Source organism: Clostridium sp. DL1XJH146, assembly GCF_054819755.1.
Genome location: NZ_JBTVVN010000021.1, coordinates 1 through 23750 on the forward strand (window position 1 = coordinate 1; position 23750 = coordinate 23750).

Sequence of the window (23750 nt, forward strand, 5' to 3'; positions counted from 1 at the left end):
TCACACTTCACACTTCACACTTCACACTTCACACTTCACACTTCACACTTCACACTTCACACTTCACACTTCACACTATTATAAAAAAAATACTATTAATGAACCAACACTTTATAAATCAACAATTCTTTAAAACAAAGCTAAACATTTAAAGAAAACTAGACATCATAGGATAATCGTCTTCTTGATTTCCTCCATTCACTGCCTTTAATCCTGAATTAAGAAAGCAAGATCTAACTACTGCTTTTTTACCATACTTTAACCTCAAATTATCTAAAGTCTTATCTAATTTAGTATCTTTTTCAATATCTGTTTTTTCAAAAATTGATAATTGGTGAGTTTCTTCATTACATAATTCTGTAACTCGTACACCTAGATGTCTTATTGGTTTACCCTTCCACGCTTCATCAAAGAGTTCTTTAACTATCTTATATATTTCTCGTGTAGAATTAGTAAAATATCCAAGCTTTCTTTGATGTGAATAATTTTCAAACTCATTATTTCTAATACTCACAGAAACAACTGAACAAATTTTCTCTGCATCTCTGAGTCGCATACAAAGTGTCTCAACTAAAGACAATAAAACCATTTTAGCTGTTTCTGCATCCACCACATCAAAAGAAATAGTTGTTGAATTACCAAGCCCTTTCATCCCTATATAATTACATTCTCTTACGTTAGAATGGTCTATCCCATTTGCATATTCCCAAATAATAGCACCATGTTTTTTAAATTTATAATTAAGAATCTCAAGATCATAATTCGCCAAATCCCCAATAGTATTGATATTCAATTTTCTCAGTTTAGGCGCAGTAGCCCGTCCAACCATAAATAAATCTTCTATTTTAAGAGGCCACATTTTCTCTTCTATTTCATATTTAAATAAGGTATGTACCCTATCTGGTTTTTTAAAATCTGAAGCCATTTTTGCTAAAAGTTTATTGTTAGATATTCCTATGTTCACAGTGAATCCAAGCTCTTTTTTAATTCTTTCTTTTATTTCCAAAGCAACCTGCAAAAGTTCCCTGCATCCTCTATCGTTACTTATAAATTCAATAAAACATTCATCTATAGAATACCTCTGTATAGATGGAGAATATTCTTTTAACATTTCCATCATAGCATTGCTACATCTCATATATAAATCATAATCAGGACGGACAATTTTAAGCACAGGGCACTTTCCAAAAGCGTCCCGAAGACTTTCTCCTGTCTTTATTCCATATTTTTTTGCAGGTATTGATTTTGCAAGTATTATGCCATGTCTACTTTTTTCATCTCCTCCAATAGCAGATGGTATATCTCTAAGGTCCACTTCATCTCCATATTGAAGTCTTCTAGCTGCTTCCCAAGATAAAAAAGCCGAATTAACATCAATATGAAATATAATTCTTTCTTTAAAATCTTCCATTTACCTTCACCCTTTTTAAAAATTCTTTCCTTCAACTTCTTACTGAGTACTATGAACTGTGAGTTTTGAACTATCTATCTATATTATACCCAAACATAAGTTCGTTTATCAAGTAAAATATTTGTTTTCTGAAGAATTTTTTTCCTGTTTATAAATGTTTTTCTTTAGTGTATAATTAATTTAAGTTATGAAACTACGCAATTACTAAACTATGCTACATTCTACAGTTTCATACTATTCTAGATAGGATGTGAATTTAAATGAATAATGAAGATAAAATACTTAATATACTAGAAAAACTAGTTACCAAAGTTGATTCCTTTGAAAACAGATTTGATTCTCTTGAAAACAGATTTGATTCTCTTGAAAACAGATTTGATTCTCTTGAAAACAGATTTGATTCTCTTGAATCTCAAGTTAAAGAAAACACTCAAATTTTAAGAGCGCTCCACCATAATAGCGAAGAACATAAAGCGTTATTAGACCAATTAAATCTGCGAGTTGCAACTCTTGAAGGAAAAGTAATTACTTTAGATAGAAAATTTGATGATTTATCTAACGAAATGAATTTTGTAGAAATGGCAACTGGGAAAAACATTTCTGATATAGCCTATTTAAAATCTGCAAAATAAATTTAATGTTTTCTTAAATTTGTTAATCATAAAAAATCATATAAAAATCCCAATAGAATTTTTACTTCTACTGGGATTTTCTGATCTTATTCTTCATGAACATCTTCTATTTTCGCTTTTACATCCAAAACACCTTTTTAATTTTACCCCTCAGTGGAATTAACTCAACCCATAGTTTAAACATATGTCAATTAGCTTTTAGTTTATTTGTAATTGATTCTCCCTATTCTTTAAAGGTAATATCACAATAAAAGCAACAAAACAAAGTACGGCAGATATTTGAAGTGGAACTTTATAACTACCAAAAATATTTTGTAAAAAACTTATGCATATAGGTCCTAATACCCCTGCAACACCATAACTAGAAAACAAAATTCCATAAACAGCACTCAAAGATTCTATACCAAAATATTCACTTGATACTATAGGAAATAATACAAGCCATCCTCCAAAATTAAATCCAAATAAGGCAGCACAAATATATATAAGTATTGGTATTTTATAAGATAATAAAAACAAAACAAATACTATCCCTTGCAAGCAATACAACACGCCTAGTATTTTAGTACCTGAAATCTTATCTCCAAAGGCTCCTATAACTATTCTTCCTAATGCATTAAAAACCGAAATAACACTTATTAATAAAACTGCTTTAGCTGGCTGGCTTCCAATTTCTTTTGACATTGGAACAATATGCCCCATAATCATAAGGCCAGTAGTTAATGCTACTACATAGGATATCCATATTCTTGTAAAAGTACTATTTTTAAATAAATATGTCACTGTAATGTTCTTTTCTTCCTTTGAAGGTACTTTTTTAACTTCTTTAGGTTTTTCTAATATTAATGAACTTAATACTATTATTAATAAGAAAATAATTCCCTCATATCTTAATGTGTTTCTCCAACCAACCTTGATTAACAAATTATTTGATATAGGAGATAAGAAAAATGAACCTAGACCAAAAGCGCTGATTACTATACCCGAAGCTAAGCCCTTCTTCTTAACAAACCATTGTGACACCAATGTAATAGGCGTAACATATGCAAATGCTAATCCAAATCCGCTTAACAATCCATAGCTAATTGATAATTGAACAATATTTTGTGTGAAACTAGATAAAATAAATCCTAAAGCAAAGGAAACTCCTCCTAATAAAGTTATTATTCTCGGTGAATATTTGGGATAAACTTTTCCCGCTACGCCCATCCCTATTGCATAAGAAAATAAAAAAACAGAAAACGGAACAGATGCCACTGATTTTGAAATTTTAAATGCCTCTGTAAATGATTCTAAAAATACACTATAAGTGTAGGTAGCCCCTAGAACTAATAAAATAAAAGTTGAAGAAAGTAAAATTAATTTTTTTCTCAAGTTAATCCCTCCCATAAGATTTCTACATACAAAAAATAGGTCATTATAAAGCTCTTCTGCTTTATAATGACCTATTAATAACTGAAATATAATTCCCTTTATAAAATCTGTCAAATATCTAACGTAAATATTATTATTCTTTCATCTTTCTCAACATCAATATCCGTATGTAAACTCAAAACACATTCACCTACTATTTCAAAAACAATATTTGTTAAAATGTCTCTGGAATTTTCAAGTAACTTCATTCGAGTTTGTTTTATAAGATTTATGCCATCCTCATGCGAAGCTAAATTTCGCTCTGCTGGAGTTAGTATTCCTCTCAGCCTAACTAGTATCATATCTTCTACAATAAATGTTTTTATATCTTGTGGACCTCTGCCCATATAATCCTTCTCAAAACTCTTAATAGCAGTACTCACGTCTGCCGCAATTTCATTAATGTTCTTTTTCATAAATTATCACCTATTCTATGGATGACCCATCTAACAACTTCATCTATATCATAATAAAAAATCTAATATAACTTATTCTACTCTTTACCATAATAAAATATATATAGAAATTATAATATTAACTATTGAAAATGTCAAGATGATTAGTTTATATCTATTTTTTTATATGATTAGTTTATATCTATTTTTTTAAGATTATTTTTATTTTTAAGTATTTTTCCTAATGAATAACTGAGTATCAATTCAATTATAAAATAAATACCATTATAACATAATAAAACATTAATCAGCACTCCCGCACCTAATGGATCCATATTATTTCCCAATAAGCTTGCTAATAAATAAATCAAAAGAAAATTGATTGGAACATAAATAATAATCATCCTAATAAATGAGACCATATTGTTCAAATAATTATTTCTACTTAAAATTAATAAAACAGTTGTGAATATTATATAAATTATGTGCAATGTAACTGATGATTTTATAATACCAAAATTGAATAAAAGGAAAATTGGTAATATAAAAATTGCATATATAATACTAATTAGCACCTCATTACTAAATTTATTTTTCATATAAACACCCTTTCTATTTTTTATTAAAGTCAATTTTTACTATAAGTAAACAACTATTTTTAATATCTTGCCTAAACCAGCTCGTAAACCCCAACATAATATTAGGCATTTACATTACCATTTCCATAATAAAATCCTCCTTATATTAAATATATTTTATACCATTAAAACCATTTATTGCAATAACATTGCGCGTATTAGGTATTAATAATTAATATTTTTTAATTTATTTAAAAAATTTTAAAGATTTTTCAAATCTACCTCTATCGCAAAAAAATAACAGTATTTACATTTACGTAAATACTGCTATTAAATCTAATATTTTTCTAAACAATTACTATATAAAAATTCAAATATATTATCAGCTTCTCTTGTATTGTAGAACTCAATCATCAAAGTATTGAATTGCAATCTATCTTTAACTTTTATATTAAACATCCCTTGCCCATTTGATATTAAAATCATATTAGCCACTATTCCTTTTCTTCCTCTAATTTCATGTATATATAATTTACACCCTCATACCAAAGCTTAGTATCTTCTCTTTCTAGAACCTCATATACCTTAGAATTATAAAAATCTAAAAGAGCTTGTTTTGAAGATATATTATGATTTTCCGCATATCTTTCAGATACTTTTGCTGCTTTTAAAGGAATGAATATATGCACATTTTCTTGTGTTACTTTTGGCAGACTCATACTATACCTCCTCATATCTAGAATATTTCAAATAACTCAAATCCTTTTCAATATCAAAAGAAATTTGATCATCTAGTTTATATGTTCCAAGTTCTTTAATAGCCGTATCAAAATCCATAAATTTATTTTCAAAGGCATTTAAACAAGCATATACTCTTTCCAAAATCTAATGTTCTATTAGGTTTTTTTAGAAGAGGTTTTTCGACTAAAACGTTACTTCCGTGATAAATTCGAGTGGGGTCTGACCCCTTAATGTATCACTCTTGCATTAATATATTTATCAATATCTTCTACTATATAATCTTGCCCAGTTGTATGAAGTACATCATAAAAAGATTTAATATAATCAAACACCTTATATTGTTCAAAAACTTCAAGAGCAGTTTTTCCATTGATATCATGTGCCCGTTTATAGCTTTCGAGACAAAAAACTGTAAAATCGATTTTTTTATTCACTATTCCTCACCTCATACTTGTGGAAAGTGTATTTCCCCACTATTTTTTTCTTCTAAAAACATATCAAATAACTTTTCTGTACTATATTGCCATAATTTTGTTTCTTCTCTTTCTAGGACTTTATATAAATAAGAAGAATATAATTCTGAAACAGCCTGTTCATCTAGCAACTTTAATTCAATTGCTATTTTTTCGACGAGAGCAGCACTTATTATTGGAAAAACTGCATCAAATTTATACTTATCCATTTTCTTTTCCCCCTAAATCAATATAAGAATCAAACTCACAAAACATTAATGCCCTATCAGTATGAAATGATAGCTGATTAAATAGTTTCTGTACCTTTAATCTTTTTATTGCTTCTTCCTTTCCTAACACACCAGTTTCAAAAAGTTTTACACTTAAATATACATTATCATCAGCAACCGGACCAATCACGATATCATACTCTTCAATAATTTCTTTCCCTCTTCTATTCGCAGTTATAAATTCTAACCACTTTTCATCGGGATTCGTGAATTCTAATATATTAAGTTCGTATTTTGCTTTATCTATATCAAAATTATATATTGATATAAACTTACTTCCTGTATTATTTCTTATGCTCACTTTTTCAGCCCACCTTTTGGCTTGCTCTCTATTCATAGTAGTGTAATATCCCATTCCAAAATCAAGTAATCTATTATTTTTTAGTATTTTAGGTTTATCAACTATCACATCACTTCCGTGATATATTTGCATCCTAATTCCTCCATAACTTTTATAAATTATTTAATGATAACAACACTTACCATTACTATTATTTTACTCTACTCACAAACTATATTCAATTTAGTTTTAATTCCACTTTCAACAAATTTTCTATATAGCTCCTTTTGGTTTTCCTCTTGAAAATAGGAAAGAACTTTTTTCGGCTTGATTAATTTTTCTTTCTTTTGTTCAATAAACATACTATAACTACTCCATTTATATTCTTCAGGTTTTGAAACCATATTAGCTCTTACTGGGTTTAAATGAATATATCTACTGACCTCTAAAACATACCTATCTTCTTCTATAAGTTCCCAATAATATCTACCTTGAAATAAATGCCCAACCAAATTATATTTATTATTAAAATATAAAGTAAATAGTTGATTTATTCTTTTCATTATCGTACTAATATTTATCTCACTTGTTTCTATAACTAAATGAACATGGTTAGTCATTAAACAATAACAATATAAAATACCTGAATATTTTTTCAAAGCCTCTTCTAAAGTATTTAAATAAACCAAATAATCCTCTCTATCTTTAAATATATAATTTCTATGATTTCCTCTAGTCATTATATGATAAGTTGCTCCAGGATACCATATTAATTTTTTTCTTGCCATACTAACTCCTTTATTATATGAAATATGTTTACTAATACTATTGCCGTAAATTTAAATTTATAATCAAAAAATACCTAACAATAAATATCCTGTTAGGTATTATTTTTCATATCATTTTTCGACTAAAGTCGGGTGGGGTCTGACCCCCTTGCGAAGGAACTTGTAACTGAGCTTGCCATCTCCCTGGCATTTTTTCTATAAATTCATGACAACCAGCTTTTTTTGATGCTTTTATTATCTCTTCATATTTCTTATTTGGATTACCAACTTTTATATTGTCTATAATTTTTCCAGTAAATAGCTCTATATTTTGAGATACATAGCCTACCTTGTTTCTCAAGTATTTTATATCTATATCTTTGATGTCATAATCATTTAATAAAACTCGACCATCATTTACTTCGTAAAAATTCAATAGCAATTTAGCAATGGTTGTTTTTCCTGCACCTGATTGTCCTACTAAAGCAACTTTTTTACCTTTTGGGAAAGTCAAACTTAACTCATCCAAAACATTTGCCCTTGCTCCATATTTGAAAGAAACCTTATCTAATACTATATTTCCGTCTAAATCTATATCTTTCAATTTATTTTCTTCTTCGTTTTGCTCAGGTTCTATTTCATAAATTTCTGAAAGTCTACTCATAGCAATACTTGCTTCTTGAAAAGTTAATTGTAATCCTATCAAGTTAGATACTGGTTGAATGAAGTATCCTGATAAATTAGAGAAAACTAATAAATCTCCAAATTTTTTAATGATTCAATCATTTGGGAATTAAGCATAACATCTTGCTCCATTTGTTTCTTATTCAACACTTTATATGGAATCTTAAATGCATAAATCAAAATAATACTAATAATCAACATAATCACAATAATTCCAAATAACTTAGGATTCATAAAATATAAAACTACTCCTGATATGGTAGCTAGTCCAATATCAATAACCAAGGAAATGGAAACCCCTGTTAATATATTTTTTATGGTAGCTGCATCTTGAAATCTTGTTAAGATATCTCCAGTTCTTCTTGTGGAGAAAAAATTCATAGGTAGACTTAAAATATGCTTATAGCACCCAAGTAATAAAAATATTTTAAAGATTTTTCAAATCTATCAACAGCGTAAAAAAATAACAGTATTTACATTTACGTAAATACTGCTATTAAATCTAATATTTTTCTAAACAATTACTACAGAGTTTCCACAGTGAAACTTAATTTACACTTCTTAAAAATCTCGATTGCTTAATAAGTTTTGCACTTTTATTTACGAATATTTAATCTTCTCAGCATTGTTGGTAAAAAAGAAAGACTCAAAAGAACACTGACAAGCATTGATACCCACATAAGAGCAGATATATAAGTATGTATCTTTAATGGTGATAATAACAAAGCACTAAATCCGATTGATAACCCTATCGCATTAGCTATTACAGGTTTTGAAGTGTATTTATACGCCTTATCCGTTGCTTCTTCCGGAGTATCTCCTTCATTTATATAACTATTCCAGACAGAAGTAAAATGTATAGCATAATCAACCCCAACTCCTAAGGTGACACTAAAAATTGTAACAGTTATTAAATTTAATGATATTGCTGATATACCCAAAAATCCATTTAAAATAAAGGCTGTGATTATTATCGGCAGTATAGCAACAACAGCCGTTTTTACTTTTTTTAGCGACAAAAGTAATAGTAGAAATATTAATATCATAGCTATTATTGTACTTTTGGTTTGTCCTTCTATAATACTAGAATTAAGTTCATACATTAGATACTGAGCTCCTGTTATAGTAGCTTTCATATCCTCATTTTCATCATTAAAAGTTTTCACATAATCGTCTAATTGTTCAAGTGTATTATTACTCAAATCTTTTGGAAATACCATTAGTCTTGTAGTATTTTTGTCTTCATTTATAAAATTACTTATTGTATCCTCTGAAATATTTTCTGAAAACATAGATACTTTTTCTAATTGCCCAGTATTTTCAGGATACATATTTTCAGTTTCAAAAGAAATTTTATAAATATTGCTATACAAATCATACAAACTAATAACTTTATCTGTATACTGCGTTTCTTTCAAATCTTCTTCAAATTGGAGTACCCTTTCCCCATATTCTGGTTTCATTGGATTCTCTTCTGTTTCTAAAACAACAAATATAGGGGTAGCTCCTTTATTTACTTCCATAATCTTATTAAAGCTTTGGCTTACTTCTGTACTATCTTTATATATCATCAACATATTGAATTCATTTTTAATTTTGCTAAAGTTAAAAAGCGAAATAACTACTAGTACTATTACTATTAAAACAGACGGTATACCCCATAGTTTTTTCAATGTATTCTTCTTCATTTCATCTTTTTTATTTGATGAAGCTATTTTAACATTTCCCGATAATATTACCGGAATTACATACCAAGTTGCTAGCCCAGCAAGCATTATCCCAAGTGAAGCAAATATAGCTAATTCCTTTATAGCATCATTTTTCAACACTATTAATGATAGAAAACCAACCATTGATGTTAATGTAGTAATAATCATTGGTATTCCTACAATCTTCAAAGTAGCAATAATGCTTTCTATTTTATTTTTACCTTGCGATAGATTTTCTTGAATATGCGAAACAAAATGCAACCCATCTGCACTTCCAATTACTATGGTAAATATAGGTGCTAATACCGTAATAACAGATACTTCTTTACCAAGCCAACCTATAATCCCCATTGTCCAAAGAGCACCTAACCCTGCTGGAAGTACTGAAAAGAAAGTAGCCTTAAATGATTTCATTTGAGTTCTAAAAACGAGCAAAATAAGGATTAATGCCATAGGTGGTAAAAAGTATAATATATATTTGATATAATCAACTATTTTATTTTGAAGATAAGTATCTCCACTTAAATAATAAGTTATATTATTTTCTTCCAAATATTCTTCAATTTTATTTATATCTTTATAATCAAATTTTTCACTTGGAAAAACACTTACCGTCGTATATGTATGATCATTTTCATAAATTATAGGTGATAATTCTCCTAATGTTTTAAAATAATTATTAAGCATTTCAGAGCTTACGTTTTCTTCATCTCTTAGACTTACAAAACTTTGTTTTACTGGTATTTCTTCTGGTATAGAACTATTTACATAGCTTATATTTTCATCACTATTCAAATAATCTACAAAATCTAAAAATGTATTTATATTCTCACTAGTAATATTATCTTCTTGAAATTCTAGCATTACAAGTATATCTTCTGAAGCTGGGAATGTTTCATTCATTGCCGTATACTCTTCTTTTTTAGGTGAATCATTTATAGTGAAAATATTAAAATCCGTATTTATTCTAATTCTAAATAATCCTATTATAGCTAATATATTAATCAATAAAACTATTACTACTAAAATCTTTCTCTTACTCTTAATAAACTCTACATATTTTTCCATTTTAATTACCCCTTATATCAATTAATTACTCCTTATACCCTCTAATAGTATTCCCAAAAATGTATCAATTAAAGAAACATTACTTACATTTGTAATATCTGCAAAAACCAAAGTTGAGAATAACATACCAAGTATGGTTGTAGTTATAGACTTATTGTCAAGGTCATCCCTAAATATCTTTTCTTTTTTTCCCTTATCTAACACACCATCAAGAATAGCCTCCATATTGCCCCATATTTCTTTTTTAAATATATTTTCTACATCTTCGTTAATAAACATCTCGTGTAATATTATTTTGAGAGTAACCATATTAGTTTTTAAAAATCCATATCTTTCCTTAATAATTGCTATTAATTGTTCATCGCCATTCTTATCTTTAATATCCTTAAATAACTTTGGGAAAGAATCTTCTAATGTATATCTTTTAAACTCCCTAATAATATTAACTACTACTTTGTTTAATAGTTCTTCTTTTGTATTAAAATATTTAAATATCGTTGCCTCAGAAACACCTGCCTCCTTGGCAATTTCTCTCGTTGATGTAGCAGAATAACCTTTTTCGCTTATAATTTCAATAGACTTACTTATTATCTTCTCCTTTGTAATTTCTGATTTTTTAATAAATCTCACCCCTGACACAAAACAAAATTGGTGAGTAAACACTCACCAATTATATTTTAGTACCTTTCTTTGAAATTTGTCAAGCACATCCTATATTTTCTTATAAACTCCATCCATATAACTCTAATTAAATAAGCTATTCCATGTTTGTGGTCCCACAATTCCGTCTACGGCTAAATTTTTCTTTCTTTGATATGCTAGTACACCACTTCTAGTCTTATAGCCAAAATATCCATCTACTGGTCCTGGATTGATACCCAAAGAAACTAACTTTGCTTGAACTTGTTTAACATCGCTACCTACCATATATGGTTTTGTATATCTCAAATACCTTTTAAATGGTGTTGTTACTATTTTTTCTACAGGTGCAGCAGATGTAACAATACTACTACTTGAAGAAGTTTCACCTAAAATCCCATCAACTACAGCCGCAGCACATTTATTAATTATATCCTGACTTTTTAACTTATCAGTGTCTGATTCACTATCTATAAAAGCAAATTCAGGTAAGATAGCAGGCATTCTTGTTGCCCTAATTACATAAAAATAATCTCCATTACTACCTCGTTTTGTTTTTACACCTCTTGATTTGAAAATTTCACTTAAATTCTTTTCTACTCTTGTTGCGTAAGTCCTTCCCAATCCTCCGTAAATAGAACACCAAACCTCTTCTCCTGTTCCTCCTCCAGCATTTATATGATTAGATATAAAAACATCGGCTCCCCAAGTATTTGCATCATTAACTCTTGCACTAAGTGATAATGTTGCATCACCAGTTCTAGACATTCTAACTTGATGCCCTTTACTCACAAATAATTGCTTTTCAATTAAAGAAATTTGAAGTGTAAGATTTTTTTCTAAAAGTCCATTACCAACTGCACCTGGGTCTTTTCCACCATGTCCAGCATCTATATATATCTTCATTTATATTCACCCTCCTATACATAAAACTTTCTTCTATTTTAATATATGCAACATATACATTAATTGTAATTGTAATATTTTATTTGCAATAAATATGTAGTTTATAAATAAAAAAGTCCGGAGGTAATTTCTTTTGAAAAAAGGCAGTTTAATTTTTATAATTTCCTTACTAATAGTTTCCATAGTTCTATTATCCTATTATGAAATCAACAAGAAAAAACCAAATAATTATTTTTACACTAACTCTATAGCAAAAAATCTAAAAATCAGTGCAAACACTGAAATAAATTTTTTTGATATGAATTTTTATAAAACAGTACACGCAGAAGAAACTGAGATAGATGAGATAAATTTATTTTTTGACTACCTATCAATAACCGATTTTTCTTTAAAACCTATAGATATTCCTAAAACACCAAAATATAAAATCTACTTTACTTTCAAAGATACAAAAGAGAAATATGTTATAAATATATATAATTCTAAATATATTTCTGTTTTCCCATGGGAAGGCGATTTTGAAATGGATTATGTAGATATGAGTAATGTTCCTATTCGTTATAATCTTTATAAAATGTGTGAATATATATTTGAATAACCTATTTTAAAGCAATGCACAATTCATAATTCACAATGCACAATGCACAATGCACAATTATGGATGATTCTCCTCATTCTTCGGAGAATCTTTAATTAATTTAAAAACTTAACAAGAATACATAAATCATCTACCACTATACTCTATACTTTAAAACAATTACCTTCTCATTAAAATTGAACCAAATTATTTAAACAATAGTTTAAATATCAACATTATTCAAAATAAAACGGTAAATAAAAATCAAGGGCAATAGATTTATTTGCATAAAAATAAATATATTGCCCCTTAATATACATACCTACTCTTTATTTTAAAACCCTATCTATACTATCATAAAATTCATATCCTTTATAATAATAAATAAATTATTTTTACCTTCTTTTATTATATTTGTATTTATTTTGTATTGTACCATTTATATATTATATCGGTTTTGTTTTTGGTTTTGTTTTTGGTTTTGTTTTTGGTTTTAATTTTGGTTTTAATTTTGGTTTTAATTTTGCTTTTAATAAATTAAAAGAGATTTTTTAGCTCCGCTAAAAAATCTCCTCCTTAATTGTGCATTGTGCATCGTGCATTGTGCATTATCTTTTAATGTGCATTGTGCATCGTGCATTGTGCATTATCTTTTAATGTGCATTGTGCATTTTCTTTTAATGTGCATCGTGCATTATCTTTTAATGTGCATTTGATTTAATTAAACACATCAATCAAATTATTAAACACTTCTTCATTTTCTCTAATTTTCTCTTCATTACCAAGTACACATATATTATTTTGAGCAACTACATCTTTAATCATGTTAGAAAATCCTCTTATATCTTCATCTTTTGTAGAGAGTATTTCGTCCCTTTCCCTTTGCAAATCTTCACTTGTAATATCGGCCATGTAATATGATACTTCTCTATCTAATTTCATTGACGGAGTTAATGGAGAATCTAGACCACTTATAGTTCCTATTATATATTTTGTTATCTCTTTTTCATCAGCTTTAAAATTATTCAAATAATCTACAAGTTTATCATAGTTATCTAAAGTTTCTTTTAAATTAGGATCTCTGTAAGATACAAATACAACATTACCAGTCTTAGAGAAACTTACAAAAGCTCCATAAGCACCTCCGAGCACACGTACCTTATTCCACAAATAATCTAGTGTTACAATAGATTTAAGAACAGATAACCTGCCTGAATATTCATATCCAAGCTTAATAAAATTATATCCCTTTGCTACATACTGAACATTTGCTTGTGTAAGTAAACCTTCATTATCAGCCTTAAGTTCAAACTTATATTTATTATGATCTAACTTATCATCATTCAAATTATTTATTAATATCGGCAATTGCTTCTCAACTTCTTCATATTCATCTTTCTCACATGAAAATGTAATTGCTATATTATTTTTGTTAAATATTTGTTTATAAATCAACTCCAAATTATTCTTAACTTCTTCCCATTTATCTTCAAAATTATTATCGATTTCTACGACAAAATCATAAAAAGAAAGTCCTGAAAGAATTTCATCATATTTACTTCCTTCTGAAAAATAGGAGAATACTCTATTAGCAGCAACCATATGACCTGAATCATAAAGACTCATTTCCATTCTAGATTTAGCCTCTTGGATTATTTCTTTTATTCGTTTTTTATCATCAAATTTTGAATTATTTAGTATTTGATTTAATAACTCTAAAAGATTAGAAACTTTGTTTACTAACACTTTTGATTTAACTAAAAACTTAGGATTATAAGTATCACAATCTCCTTGTTTAACGAAAGTACTTGGGTAATATCCAATTCCTCCTGTTGAAATATTAATTTCATTTGCTAAATCCATATAATTATATTTTTCAGTATCAACTTTTCCGATTAAACTTGATAATAATCCTATATAAGGAATTAAATCTTGCTTTATCACATCTAAATCAAATATAAATCTTATATACACAATTTTATTTGTAAATTCTTCTCTAAATAAAATCGGAATATTATCAAATTCTTTCTTTTCAAGAATAAGTTTTTCAGCGTTTGAATTAATATCTTGTTTTGATAACAATGGTATTTTATTTTTATCTTCTTTACTGTCTTCTTCTTGTTGTCTTTCTTTTAATTCTTTTGTGTTAGAGACAAGTTTTTTTATTTCTTCTTCACTTAGAGTTTTTTTGTAATTATCTAATTTCTTATTTAATATTTCTTTCTTTTCTTCCGCTAATCCTTTTTTAGGATTTAATATAACCATTGAAGCAAATTTATTATTGAGCAGATATTTATCTATCATATCCTCGAAATAACTTGTTGTAAAGGCCTTTTTAATTTTTTCTAAAGTTTTTTCATATTCTATATGAATTAATGGATGATTATCATATAACATACTATCCATTGCTTTTGAAAAGTAAAGTAATCCTTTAGGATACGATCTTGTATCCCCTTCTCTAAGCACAAATTCTTTTGCATTTATTCCTGCTTCTATGAGTTTCTTATCTAATCCATTTTCCTTTATTTTTTTAAGTTCATCATAAACAACTTTTTTAAATCTTTCTTTATCTCCTTCTTTGGCTCCTTTAACTATAATGCTAAATACCGATTGTTTTATTCCACTATCAAAATATCCGAAAACATCTTTTCCAAGTTTAGCATCTATTAAAGCTTTTTTAAGAGGAGCTGCTGGAGTTTCTAATAAAATATACTCTAGGATATTAAAAGCTAAATAAATCTCATCATTTGAATTATCTCCTAATACATAGTTTAAACTTAAGAAAGATTTTTCCCCTCCGTCATCCTTAGGTGATACAGGATACTCTTCTACTACCTCTTTTATTTCACTAAATTCTTTTTGAGTTTCTATTTTAGATTCAATGTTAACCATGTCAAATTTTGATAAATACTCATCATTTAGAAATTTAAGTCTTTTATCCAATTCTCCATCGCCATACAAATAAATATAACTATTTGAAGGATGATAGTATTTTTTATGAAAAGTTAAAAAATCTTCGTAAGTTAAGTCTGTAATATAGTCTGGGTCTCCTCCTGATTCATATCCATATGTAGTATCTGGAAATAATGATCCTTGAATTTTTCTAAAAAGCACATCTTCTGGTGAAGAAAATACCCCTAACATCTCATTATATACTACCCCTTTATACGTTAGTGGATCCTTTTCATCTTCTATTTCATAATGCCAACCTTCTTGCATAAGTATTTGGGGATACTTATATATATTAGGGTACAATACCGCATCCATATATACATCCATCAGATTGAAAAAATCCTTCTCATTTCTACTTGCTACAGGATAAAGAGTTTTATCCGAATATGTCATAGCATTTAAAAAAGTATTTAGAGAACCTTTTGCAAGTTCAACAAATGGATCTTTACCTGGAAATTTTCTTGAACCACATAAAACTGAATGTTCAAGTATATGTGCAACCCCAGTATTATCATGTGGTGGTGTTCTAAAACCTATAGCAAAAACTTTATTATCATCATCATTTTGAAAATTCAAGAGCTTTGCCCCTGTTTTTTCATGAATAAATAATCTATACTTGGAATTTAATTCCTTTACATCCTTTTGCTCTATCAATTTAAAACCACTATATGTACTATTTAACTTGTATTCCATATAAACCCTCCTACATTTAAGTCAATTTACTATATTATAGTTTTTTTATATATACATTTAATTATACTCTAAAATTAGTGGAAAATAAATCTAGTTATCATTATTGTTTCATTAATAATAGTATTTTGAAAAAAAAATGAAAAAAAAATAAAAAATTTCCTTTTCAGTATTAAACTTTTACAATTTATATTGTATAATAGTTTTGTGTGATAAATTTGTAACAATGCTTGGCTTATAAATAATTACTTATTAATTGTATTTACGACATAATACTATTTTATTATTACTCCATAGTTTGTCAAAATTTACGTTTAAAAAAATTATTTATTCTAAACTTGTTTTTAAATTTATATTAAGTGTGTACTTTTTAATATTTAAACTAAGATTACCCTTAAAGGAGGTATATTTGTGTGTTCTAATGAGTTAGTTCAAGAGAAATTCAAAGAATTAGAAGTTTTTATCAATGAGATACCAGACAAACAAGGAGCTTTAATTGAAGTTTTGCATAAAGCTCAAAGTATATTTGGTTATCTTCCAAACGAAGTGCAAAAATTCGTTGCAAACAAATTAAATATCCCAGTAGCAAAAGTTTACGGTGTTGTAACTTTTTATTCCTACTTCACTACTGAACCAAGAGGTAAATATGTAGTGAACGTGTGTATGGGAACTGCATGTTTTGTTAGAGGGTCTGGCGATGTACTTAATGAATTTGAAAAAGAATTGGATATCAAAGCAGGTCAAACAACTCCTGACGGTAAATTCACTATTGAAGTTTTGAGATGTGTAGGTGCTTGTGGTCTAGCTCCTGTTGTAACAGTTAATGATAGAGTTTTCGGTCATGTTACAAAAGCACAAGTAAAAGATCTATTAAAAGAATATACTGAATAGGAGGTAAGTACATTGAATAAAATTAAGTCTTATGAAGAATTATTATCTTTACATGAAAATTCTAAAGAACTTTTAAGCTTAAGAGAAGCTTCTCACTCTGATGAATTGACATTTGAAAACAAGAAATGTAAAAGAGAAGTACTTGTTTGTGGTGGTACTGGTTGTAAATCTGCAATGAGTGACCAAATTCTTGAAAATTTACAAGCTGAAGTAGAAAAATTAGGCTTATCAGATGACGTAAAGATAGAAATAACTGGATGTTTTGGTTTCTGTGAAAAAGGACCTATTGTCAAAGTATTACCTGATAACGTATTTTACGTTCATGTAACACCTGACGATGCTGAAGAAATTGCTAAAGAGCAATTGTTAAATGGTAGAGTTGTTGAAAGACTTCTTTATGAAGAACCAACTATTAAAGAAAAAGTAAAAAGACAAGATGAAATGTCTTTCTATAAGAAACAAATTAGAATTGCTTTAAGGAACTGTGGTTTAATAAATCCTGAAAAAATAGAAGAATGTTTTGCTTCAAAAGGTTACCTTGCCTTAGGTAAAGTATTAAGTGAAATGACTCCTGATGAAATAGTTAAATTTATTACAGATTCAGGTTTAAGAGGTAGAGGTGGCGGTGGTTTCCCTACAGGTAGAAAATGGGGATTCGCTAGACTTTACGATGCTAATCAGAAATATATTATTTGTAATGCTGACGAAGGTGATCCAGGTGCATTTATGGATAGATCTATACTTGAAGGTGACCCCCACAGCGTACTAGAAGCTATGGCCATCGCTGGTTACGCTATTGGTGCAACTAAAGGATTTATTTACATAAGAGCTGAATATCCTTTGGCTATACAAAGATTAAGAATAGCGATTGCTCAAGCACATGAATATGGAATGCTTGGTGAAGATATATTAGGTTCTGGTTTTAATTTTGAAATAGCTATAAAATATGGTGCTGGTGCTTTTGTTTGTGGTGAAGAAACTGCCCTAATTCACTCTATTGAGGGTGAACGTGGTGAGCCAACTTACAAGCCACCATTCCCTGCTCAATCAGGTCTATGGGATAAACCAACATGTGTTAATAACGTTGAGACACTTGCAAATATACCTGCTATAATTAACGGGGGTCTTGAATGGTTTACTTCAATCGGAACTGAAAAATGCAGAGGAACTAAAGTTTTTGCTTTAGCTGGAAAAATCAACAATGTAGGTCTTGTTGAAGTTCCTATGGGCATTTCTTTAAGAGAAATCATCTATGAAATCGGTGGTGGAATTAAAAATGGCCGTAAATATAAAGCTGTTCAAACTGGTGGTCCTTCTGGAGGATGTATTCCTGCATCACTACTTGATACTCCAATTGATTACGAATCACTAACATCTATCGGCTCTATGATGGGTTCTGGTGGTATGATTGTTATGGACGAAGATAACTGTATGGTTGATATAGCTAAATTCTATTTAGAATTTACTGTAGAAGAATCTTGTGGTAAATGTACTCCTTGTAGAATCGGTAATAGAAGATTGTATGAAATTCTTGAAAAAATAACCCAAGGTAAAGGTACTCCACAAGACCTTATAGATTTAAAAGAGCTTGGTGATACAATTAAAGATACGTCTTTATGTGGTCTTGGGCAAACTGCTCCAAATCCAATACTTAGTACCCTTCATTTCTTCAAGGATGAGTACGAAGCACATGTCAATGAAAAAATATGTCCTGCAGGAGTTTGTACTGCATTACTAAAATATCAAATTACAGATAAATGTATTGGTTGTACTAAATGTGCTAGACAATGTCCTGTTAGCTGTATCTCTGGTAGCGTAAAACAAAAACATGTCATTGATCAAGACAAATGTATTAAATGTGGTGCTTGCCAAGAAGCTTGTCCAGTTGATGCAATCATTAAAAAGTAATCAAAAGAGAGGTGTAAAAAATTGAGTTTAGTAACTTTAACTATAAATGATAGAAAAATTCAAGTTGGAGAAGGTACTACTATTTTAGAAGCTGCTGAAAAACTTAACATAGACATTCCTACTTTATGTCACTTCAAAGTAGCTGATGGAAAAACTACAAACCATCCTGGTTCTTGTAGAGTATGTGTTGTTGAAGTTGAAGGCAGAAGAAATCTTGCCCCATCTTGCTGTACTCCAGTAGCAAATGGCATGGTTGTAAAGACAAATTCTATAAGAGCAATCAAAGCTAGAAGAACTATTGTAGAATTACTTCTTTCTGACCATCCACAAGATTGTTTAATATGTGATAAAAACTTAAATTGTGAGCTCCAAAAAATAGCTTCTGACCTTGGTATAAGAGAAATAAAATACAAAGGTAAAAAGAGAAACACTCCAAAAGATAATACGTCTTTCTCTATAATTAGAGATTTTGATAAATGTATACTTTGTAGAAGATGCGAAACTGCTTGTAACGAAGTTCAAACTGTTGGTGTTCTATCTGCTATAAACAGAGGATTTGATACAACAATAGCTCCTGCTTTCCATGCTCCAATGATGGAAACAAACTGTACTTTCTGCGGTCAATGTGTTGCTGTGTGTCCTACAGGTGCATTAACTGAAGTTAGTTATGTACGACAAGTTTGGGATGTAATAAATGATCCTGAGAAAATAGTTATTGTTCAAACAGCTCCAGCTATAAGAGCTGCTTTAGGTGAAGAATTTGGTCTAGAACCAGGAACTCTTGTAACGGGTAAAATGGTTGCATCTTTAAGAAAATTAGGCTTCGATAGTGTATTTGATACAGATTTTGCAGCTGACTTGACTATTATGGAAGAAGCTTCAGAATTCCTACACAGATTACAACACGGTGGTAAATTACCAATATTAACAAGCTGTTGTCCTGGTTGGGTTAAATTCTTTGAGCATGACTTCCCTGATTTATTAGATATACCATCTACTTGTAAATCGCCTCAACAAATGTTCGGCGCTATAGCTAAAAGTTATTATGCTGCTAAAATGAATGTTGATCCTTCAAATCTTATTGTAGTTTCAGTAATGCCTTGCCTAGCTAAAAAATATGAAGCAGCAAGACCTGAAATGTCAAAAAATGGAGTTAGAGATGTTGATATAGTTATATCAACTAGAGAATTATCTACAATGATTAAAGAAGCTGGTATTCATTTCACTTCATTACAAGATGAAGACTTCGACGCTCCTCTAGGTGAATCTACTGGTGCAGCTACAATCTTCGGTGTAACTGGTGGTGTTGCCGAAGCAGCTTTAAGAACAGCCTATGAATGGGTAACAAAGGAGCATGTACACGGTTTAGAATTCAGATCTATAAGAGGTATGGATGGAATTAAAGAATCTTCTATTCAGATAGGAGAAACAACTGTAAATGTTGCTATTGCTAATGGTCTTGGGAATGCAAGGAAACTATTAGAAAAAATACGTTCAGGCGAAGCCAATTATCACATGATTGAAATCATGGCATGCCCTGGTGGCTGTGTAGCTGGTGGAGGTCAACCATACTCTCACGGTAGCTCAGATATTATTGCTAAGAGAATTGAAGCTATATATAGAGAAGATGAACAAAAAGCCTTAAGAAAATCTCATGATAATCCATATATAGAAACATTATATAAAGAGTTCCTTGGTGAACCTTATGGTGAGAAAGCTCACCAATTGCTTCACACTCATTACATTAAAAGATAATTAAAAAACACAGCCTTCGGCTGTGTTTTTTAATGCTCAATATATTTTAAGTTCAAATGCACAATGCACAATTCACAATTATAAAAAATCTTCATTAATTATAATTTACCGATTAAAATTGCTCATCCCAATCAACATTCACACTACCAACTACGTTTTTAGTCTTTTTTGCCTTCGCAGCTAAAACACACGCTTCGCTATAACATTCCCAATGTAATTGCGTGAATTTCATTATTTCATCAAGCTTAAGATATAAAACATAGCAAGGAAAAGTACTAAATTTACAGAAACCAGTCAATTCATCTATCCTACTTTGGGTAATTATATCATTTAGTGTATCAATTTTATCAACTGGATAAATTAACTGCACAGTATTTTTTTCAAAAGGAAGCAAAAAAGCTCTATAATTATGAATTTTCATCTTGATATTGCCTTCTCTGTTATTCAAATAAGAATGGAAAGTACAATTATTCCTTATTTGCTCAGGTACACTTAACTTCAAAGCAGTATAAACCTTTTTAAGCTTAATATTCACATTACCTTCTATCTTCCTTTTTGCAAGTACTGCTTCAATGGCTTCTCTTTCTGTTACACTTCTGTTATTCATCTCATCACAACCCTTATTTTCGTAATATTCTGAATTTCACCCCTAGGCTGTCATTTTTCTCTAAATATAATTAACCCTACTTTAATTATACACTTAAATTTTAATTATACAAAATTTTATGCAAAATATCTGAATAATTTGTCTACCATTTAATCTAAATAGTATCTAATATTAATATTATTTGCCAATATATATTTTTTTATGCATAAATAGCACCAGTATATTTTCTATATAAGAAAAAGTAAGGGCTTCCCCTTACCCTCTAATGGTAATGAAATATCTATTTTAAAAACATTTGACTATACTTTAGCAAATTGTTTATACTAGTGCATCAAAGATAATTGTACAGCAACCTTCGAAGCTACTTCAGCATTATTATAAACCAGTTTAATATTTGATTCTAAACTATCTCCACCAGTAAGTTCTTTAACCTTAGCTAATAAAAATGGTGTTGACTCTTTTCCTTTTATACCTTTTTCTGAAGCTTGTTTTAACGCCTCTTCTATTGCATTAGTAATTATATCATAATCCATTTGATACTCTTCTTGTACTGGATTTGCAACAACCATTCCTCCATTTAAACCTATGTCCCACTTTGCTTTTAGTGCAGCTGCTAATTCTTTAGGTGAATCCACTCTATAATCGACTCCAAAACCACTTTTTCTAGTATAAAAAGCTGGGAGTTCATCTGTTTTATAACCTACAACAGGAACTCCTTTAGTTTCTAAGTACTCAAGTGTAAGTCCTATATCAAGAATTGATTTTGCCCCTGCACAAATTACTGCAACATTTGTTCTAGCTAGTTCTTCCAAATCTGCTGAAATATCAAAAGTTTCTTGTGCTCCTCTATGAACTCCACCAATTCCCCCTGTTGCAAAAACTTTAACCCCTGCCAAAGCCGCTATTATCATAGTAGATGCTACCGTTGTCGCCCCATCAACCTTTTTTGCCAAAATAAATGGTATATCTCTTCTACTACATTTTATAACTTCATGTCCTTTTCTTCCAAGATACTCTATTTCTTCTTTTGATAATCCAACTTTCAATTTCCCATCCATAATAGCTATAGTAGCAGGGACAGCTCCATTTTCCCTTACAATTTCTTCTACTTTTAAAGCTGTTTCTGCATTTTGTGGATATGGCATACCATGTGAAATTATAGTTGATTCTAACGCTACTACCGGTTTGTTATTTTTTAAAGCTTCTATTACCTCTTCTTTAATATCTAAATATTTTTCTAACATAATCATATCTCCTTTTCTAAAATTTCAATATTTTCTATAGAAATATTAGGATTAATAGTATCTCTATGAGTTGCAGCAAAAGCCGCTGCAGATGTTGCAAATTTAGCTGTTTTTTCTAAATCATACTCATTAATATGTGCGTAAGCTAGTGCTGCAAGAAAAGCATCTCCTGCACCTGTTACATTTTGAATTTCTACTTTTGGTGGAAATATCTTACCATAATTTTTAGCATCTCTATAAAAGCCACCTTGATCACCAAGGGATATAAATACTCTTTTTACCCCTTTGTTAAGTAAATATTCAGAAGCCTTCATCAAATCATCATCATTATTTATTTCAATACCTGTTAATACTTCTACCTCATATTTATTAGGTTTTATAGTATGGAATTTACCAACAAAATCTTTTACTTTTTTAGCTTTAGTAGTAGACACTGTATCTAAGAAAAAATTCACTCCTTCAATCTCTGAAGTACAATATCTTAAAACTTCTTCCGAAACATTAGTATCTAAAACACATAGTTGAGAATGATTGATAATTCTTTTTTTATCTTTAATATAATGCTTATCTAACTTATCAAAAATATCCATAGAAGCTATTGCACCCATCATTTCTCCTTTATCATCTGCTAGACAAAGATAATTTGATGTATTTTCCCCACTCAAAATTAAAGAATGTGAAAAATCAATACCGCATAAACTTCCTTCTTCTATAATCTTTTTCCCATATACATCATCACCAAGTATAGTAATAAGTTTAGTCTCTATACCTATTCTTGAAATGTTTTCAGCAATATTCCTACCTACTCCACCTAAAGAAATCCTAACTTTACCTGGATTAGAATCATGCATAATAAATTTTTCATTTGAAAATCCCTGTATATCAACATTTGCTCCACCTATTACAACCACGTACTCATGTTGCTTTAAAATATAACCTTTGCCAACAATAAGTCCCTTTTTCATAAGATTTGTAATATGTACTGCAGCTGAAGACCTCGTTATATTAAGCTTCTCTGCAAGCTCTCTTTGAGATATCATTGGATTCTTTTCTAAAATCTTTAATACTTCTTCTTCTCTTTTAGTCATTTTTCACCTCAACTTTTGCTTAGTTGTGTAAATTGTTGCTTATAAGTCTATTCTAAACTATTTCTTTATTTTA

General features: G+C 29.3%; 24 protein-coding genes. 5 read left to right on the plus strand and 19 right to left on the minus strand.

The window, feature by feature from the left end:
* Window positions 1–148: 148 nt before the first annotated feature.
* Window positions 149–1411, minus strand: coding sequence for a DNA polymerase Y family protein (locus tag ACVHXK_RS11185; RefSeq protein WP_461206480.1), 1263 nt, complete (start codon window positions 1409–1411; stop codon window positions 149–151).
* A gap of 260 nt (window positions 1412–1671) precedes the next feature.
* Here ACVHXK_RS11185 and ACVHXK_RS11190 point away from each other — a divergent pair, with 260 nt between their 5' ends.
* The gene (locus ACVHXK_RS11190; protein WP_461206481.1) at window positions 1672–2043 is read left to right on the plus strand and encodes a hypothetical protein; all 372 of its coding nucleotides are present in this window, start codon (window positions 1672–1674) and stop codon (window positions 2041–2043) included.
* A gap of 198 nt (window positions 2044–2241) precedes the next feature.
* Here ACVHXK_RS11190 and ACVHXK_RS11195 read toward each other — a convergent pair whose 3' ends face one another.
* The 14 genes from ACVHXK_RS11195 to ACVHXK_RS11260 form a co-directional block, all read right to left on the minus strand.
* Window positions 2242–3417 carry an OFA family MFS transporter gene (locus ACVHXK_RS11195; RefSeq protein WP_461206482.1) on the minus strand — a complete coding sequence of 392 codons (1176 nt, stop codon included), beginning with the start codon at window positions 3415–3417 and terminating at the stop codon, window positions 2242–2244.
* 110 nt (window positions 3418–3527) lie between these two features.
* Window positions 3528–3872, minus strand: a complete 345-nt coding sequence (locus ACVHXK_RS11200; RefSeq protein WP_461206483.1) for a Na-translocating system protein MpsC family protein — start codon at window positions 3870–3872, stop codon at window positions 3528–3530.
* A gap of 893 nt (window positions 3873–4765) precedes the next feature.
* Complete coding sequence (locus ACVHXK_RS11205; protein WP_461206484.1) at window positions 4766–4924, minus strand: hypothetical protein; 159 nt, start codon at window positions 4922–4924, stop codon at window positions 4766–4768.
* Window positions 4924–5148 carry a hypothetical protein gene (locus tag ACVHXK_RS11210; RefSeq protein WP_461206485.1) on the minus strand — a complete coding sequence of 75 codons (225 nt, stop codon included), beginning with the start codon at window positions 5146–5148 and terminating at the stop codon, window positions 4924–4926. Before ACVHXK_RS11210 ends, ACVHXK_RS11205 begins: the two co-directional genes overlap by 1 nt.
* 1 nt (window position 5149) lies before the next feature.
* Window positions 5150–5311 (minus strand): hypothetical protein, encoded by a 162-nt coding sequence (locus ACVHXK_RS11215; RefSeq protein ID WP_461206486.1) that lies wholly within the window; start codon window positions 5309–5311, stop codon window positions 5150–5152.
* Window positions 5312–5397: 86 nt separating this feature from the next.
* Window positions 5398–5604, minus strand: a complete 207-nt coding sequence (locus tag ACVHXK_RS11220; RefSeq protein WP_461206487.1) for a DUF3791 domain-containing protein — start codon at window positions 5602–5604, stop codon at window positions 5398–5400.
* A gap of 11 nt (window positions 5605–5615) precedes the next feature.
* Window positions 5616–5852, minus strand: a complete 237-nt coding sequence (locus ACVHXK_RS11225) for a hypothetical protein (RefSeq protein WP_461206488.1) — start codon at window positions 5850–5852, stop codon at window positions 5616–5618.
* On the minus strand, window positions 5845–6345 hold the full coding sequence (locus ACVHXK_RS11230) for a DUF3990 domain-containing protein (RefSeq protein ID WP_461206489.1): 501 nt from the start codon (window positions 6343–6345) through the stop codon (window positions 5845–5847). The genes ACVHXK_RS11225 and ACVHXK_RS11230 overlap by 8 nt, the downstream gene beginning before the upstream one ends.
* Before the next feature lie 68 nt (window positions 6346–6413).
* Complete coding sequence (locus ACVHXK_RS11235) at window positions 6414–6980, minus strand: transposase (RefSeq protein WP_461206490.1); 567 nt, start codon at window positions 6978–6980, stop codon at window positions 6414–6416.
* Between the two features lie 106 nt (window positions 6981–7086).
* Complete coding sequence (locus ACVHXK_RS11240) at window positions 7087–7623, minus strand: ATP-binding cassette domain-containing protein (protein ID WP_461206491.1); 537 nt, start codon at window positions 7621–7623, stop codon at window positions 7087–7089.
* Window positions 7624–7709: 86 nt separating this feature from the next.
* Window positions 7710–8078: an ABC transporter transmembrane domain-containing protein gene (locus ACVHXK_RS11245; protein WP_461206533.1), complete on the minus strand. Its 369-nt coding sequence runs from the start codon at window positions 8076–8078 to the stop codon at window positions 7710–7712.
* 161 nt (window positions 8079–8239) lie between these two features.
* On the minus strand, window positions 8240–10420 hold the full coding sequence (locus tag ACVHXK_RS11250) for an efflux RND transporter permease subunit (protein WP_461206492.1): 2181 nt from the start codon (window positions 10418–10420) through the stop codon (window positions 8240–8242).
* 21 nt (window positions 10421–10441) lie between these two features.
* Entirely contained in the window at window positions 10442–11050 is a 609-nt protein-coding gene (locus ACVHXK_RS11255; protein ID WP_461206493.1) for a TetR/AcrR family transcriptional regulator, read from the minus strand.
* Window positions 11051–11164: 114 nt separating this feature from the next.
* Window positions 11165–11965, minus strand: coding sequence for an N-acetylmuramoyl-L-alanine amidase (locus ACVHXK_RS11260; protein ID WP_461206494.1), 801 nt, complete (start codon window positions 11963–11965; stop codon window positions 11165–11167).
* A 133-nt stretch (window positions 11966–12098) separates the two neighbouring features.
* Between ACVHXK_RS11260 and ACVHXK_RS11265 the strand changes: the two genes are divergently transcribed.
* Window positions 12099–12563, plus strand: a complete 465-nt coding sequence (locus tag ACVHXK_RS11265) for a DUF4883 family protein (RefSeq protein WP_461206495.1) — start codon at window positions 12099–12101, stop codon at window positions 12561–12563.
* A gap of 696 nt (window positions 12564–13259) precedes the next feature.
* Here ACVHXK_RS11265 and ACVHXK_RS11270 read toward each other — a convergent pair.
* Window positions 13260–16187: an insulinase family protein gene (locus tag ACVHXK_RS11270; protein WP_461206496.1), complete on the minus strand. Its 2928-nt coding sequence runs from the start codon at window positions 16185–16187 to the stop codon at window positions 13260–13262.
* A 408-nt stretch (window positions 16188–16595) separates the two neighbouring features.
* Here ACVHXK_RS11270 and nuoE point away from each other — a divergent pair, with 408 nt between their 5' ends.
* From nuoE to ACVHXK_RS11285, 3 genes are read left to right on the plus strand one after another with little or no spacing between them, the layout of a single operon-like run.
* Window positions 16596–17075, plus strand: coding sequence for an NADH-quinone oxidoreductase subunit NuoE (gene nuoE, locus ACVHXK_RS11275; protein ID WP_461206497.1), 480 nt, complete (start codon window positions 16596–16598; stop codon window positions 17073–17075).
* Window positions 17076–17087: 12 nt separating this feature from the next.
* A complete protein-coding gene (locus tag ACVHXK_RS11280; protein ID WP_461206498.1) occupies window positions 17088–18983 on the plus strand; it encodes an NADH-ubiquinone oxidoreductase-F iron-sulfur binding region domain-containing protein in 1896 nt (631 codons plus the stop codon).
* 21 nt (window positions 18984–19004) lie between these two features.
* Window positions 19005–20738 (plus strand): NADH-dependent [FeFe] hydrogenase, group A6, encoded by a 1734-nt coding sequence (locus ACVHXK_RS11285; protein WP_461206499.1) that lies wholly within the window; start codon window positions 19005–19007, stop codon window positions 20736–20738.
* A gap of 112 nt (window positions 20739–20850) precedes the next feature.
* Here the strand turns inward: ACVHXK_RS11285 and ACVHXK_RS11290 are convergent, their stop codons facing one another.
* The 3 genes from ACVHXK_RS11290 to ACVHXK_RS11300 form a co-directional block, all read right to left on the minus strand.
* A complete protein-coding gene (locus tag ACVHXK_RS11290; RefSeq protein WP_461206500.1) occupies window positions 20851–21345 on the minus strand; it encodes a hypothetical protein in 495 nt (164 codons plus the stop codon).
* Window positions 21346–21668: 323 nt separating this feature from the next.
* On the minus strand, window positions 21669–22589 hold the full coding sequence (locus ACVHXK_RS11295) for a pseudouridine-5'-phosphate glycosidase (protein ID WP_461206501.1): 921 nt from the start codon (window positions 22587–22589) through the stop codon (window positions 21669–21671).
* Window positions 22590–22591: 2 nt separating this feature from the next.
* Entirely contained in the window at window positions 22592–23677 is a 1086-nt protein-coding gene (locus ACVHXK_RS11300; protein WP_461206502.1) for a PfkB family carbohydrate kinase, read from the minus strand.
* Window positions 23678–23750 lie beyond the last annotated feature (73 nt).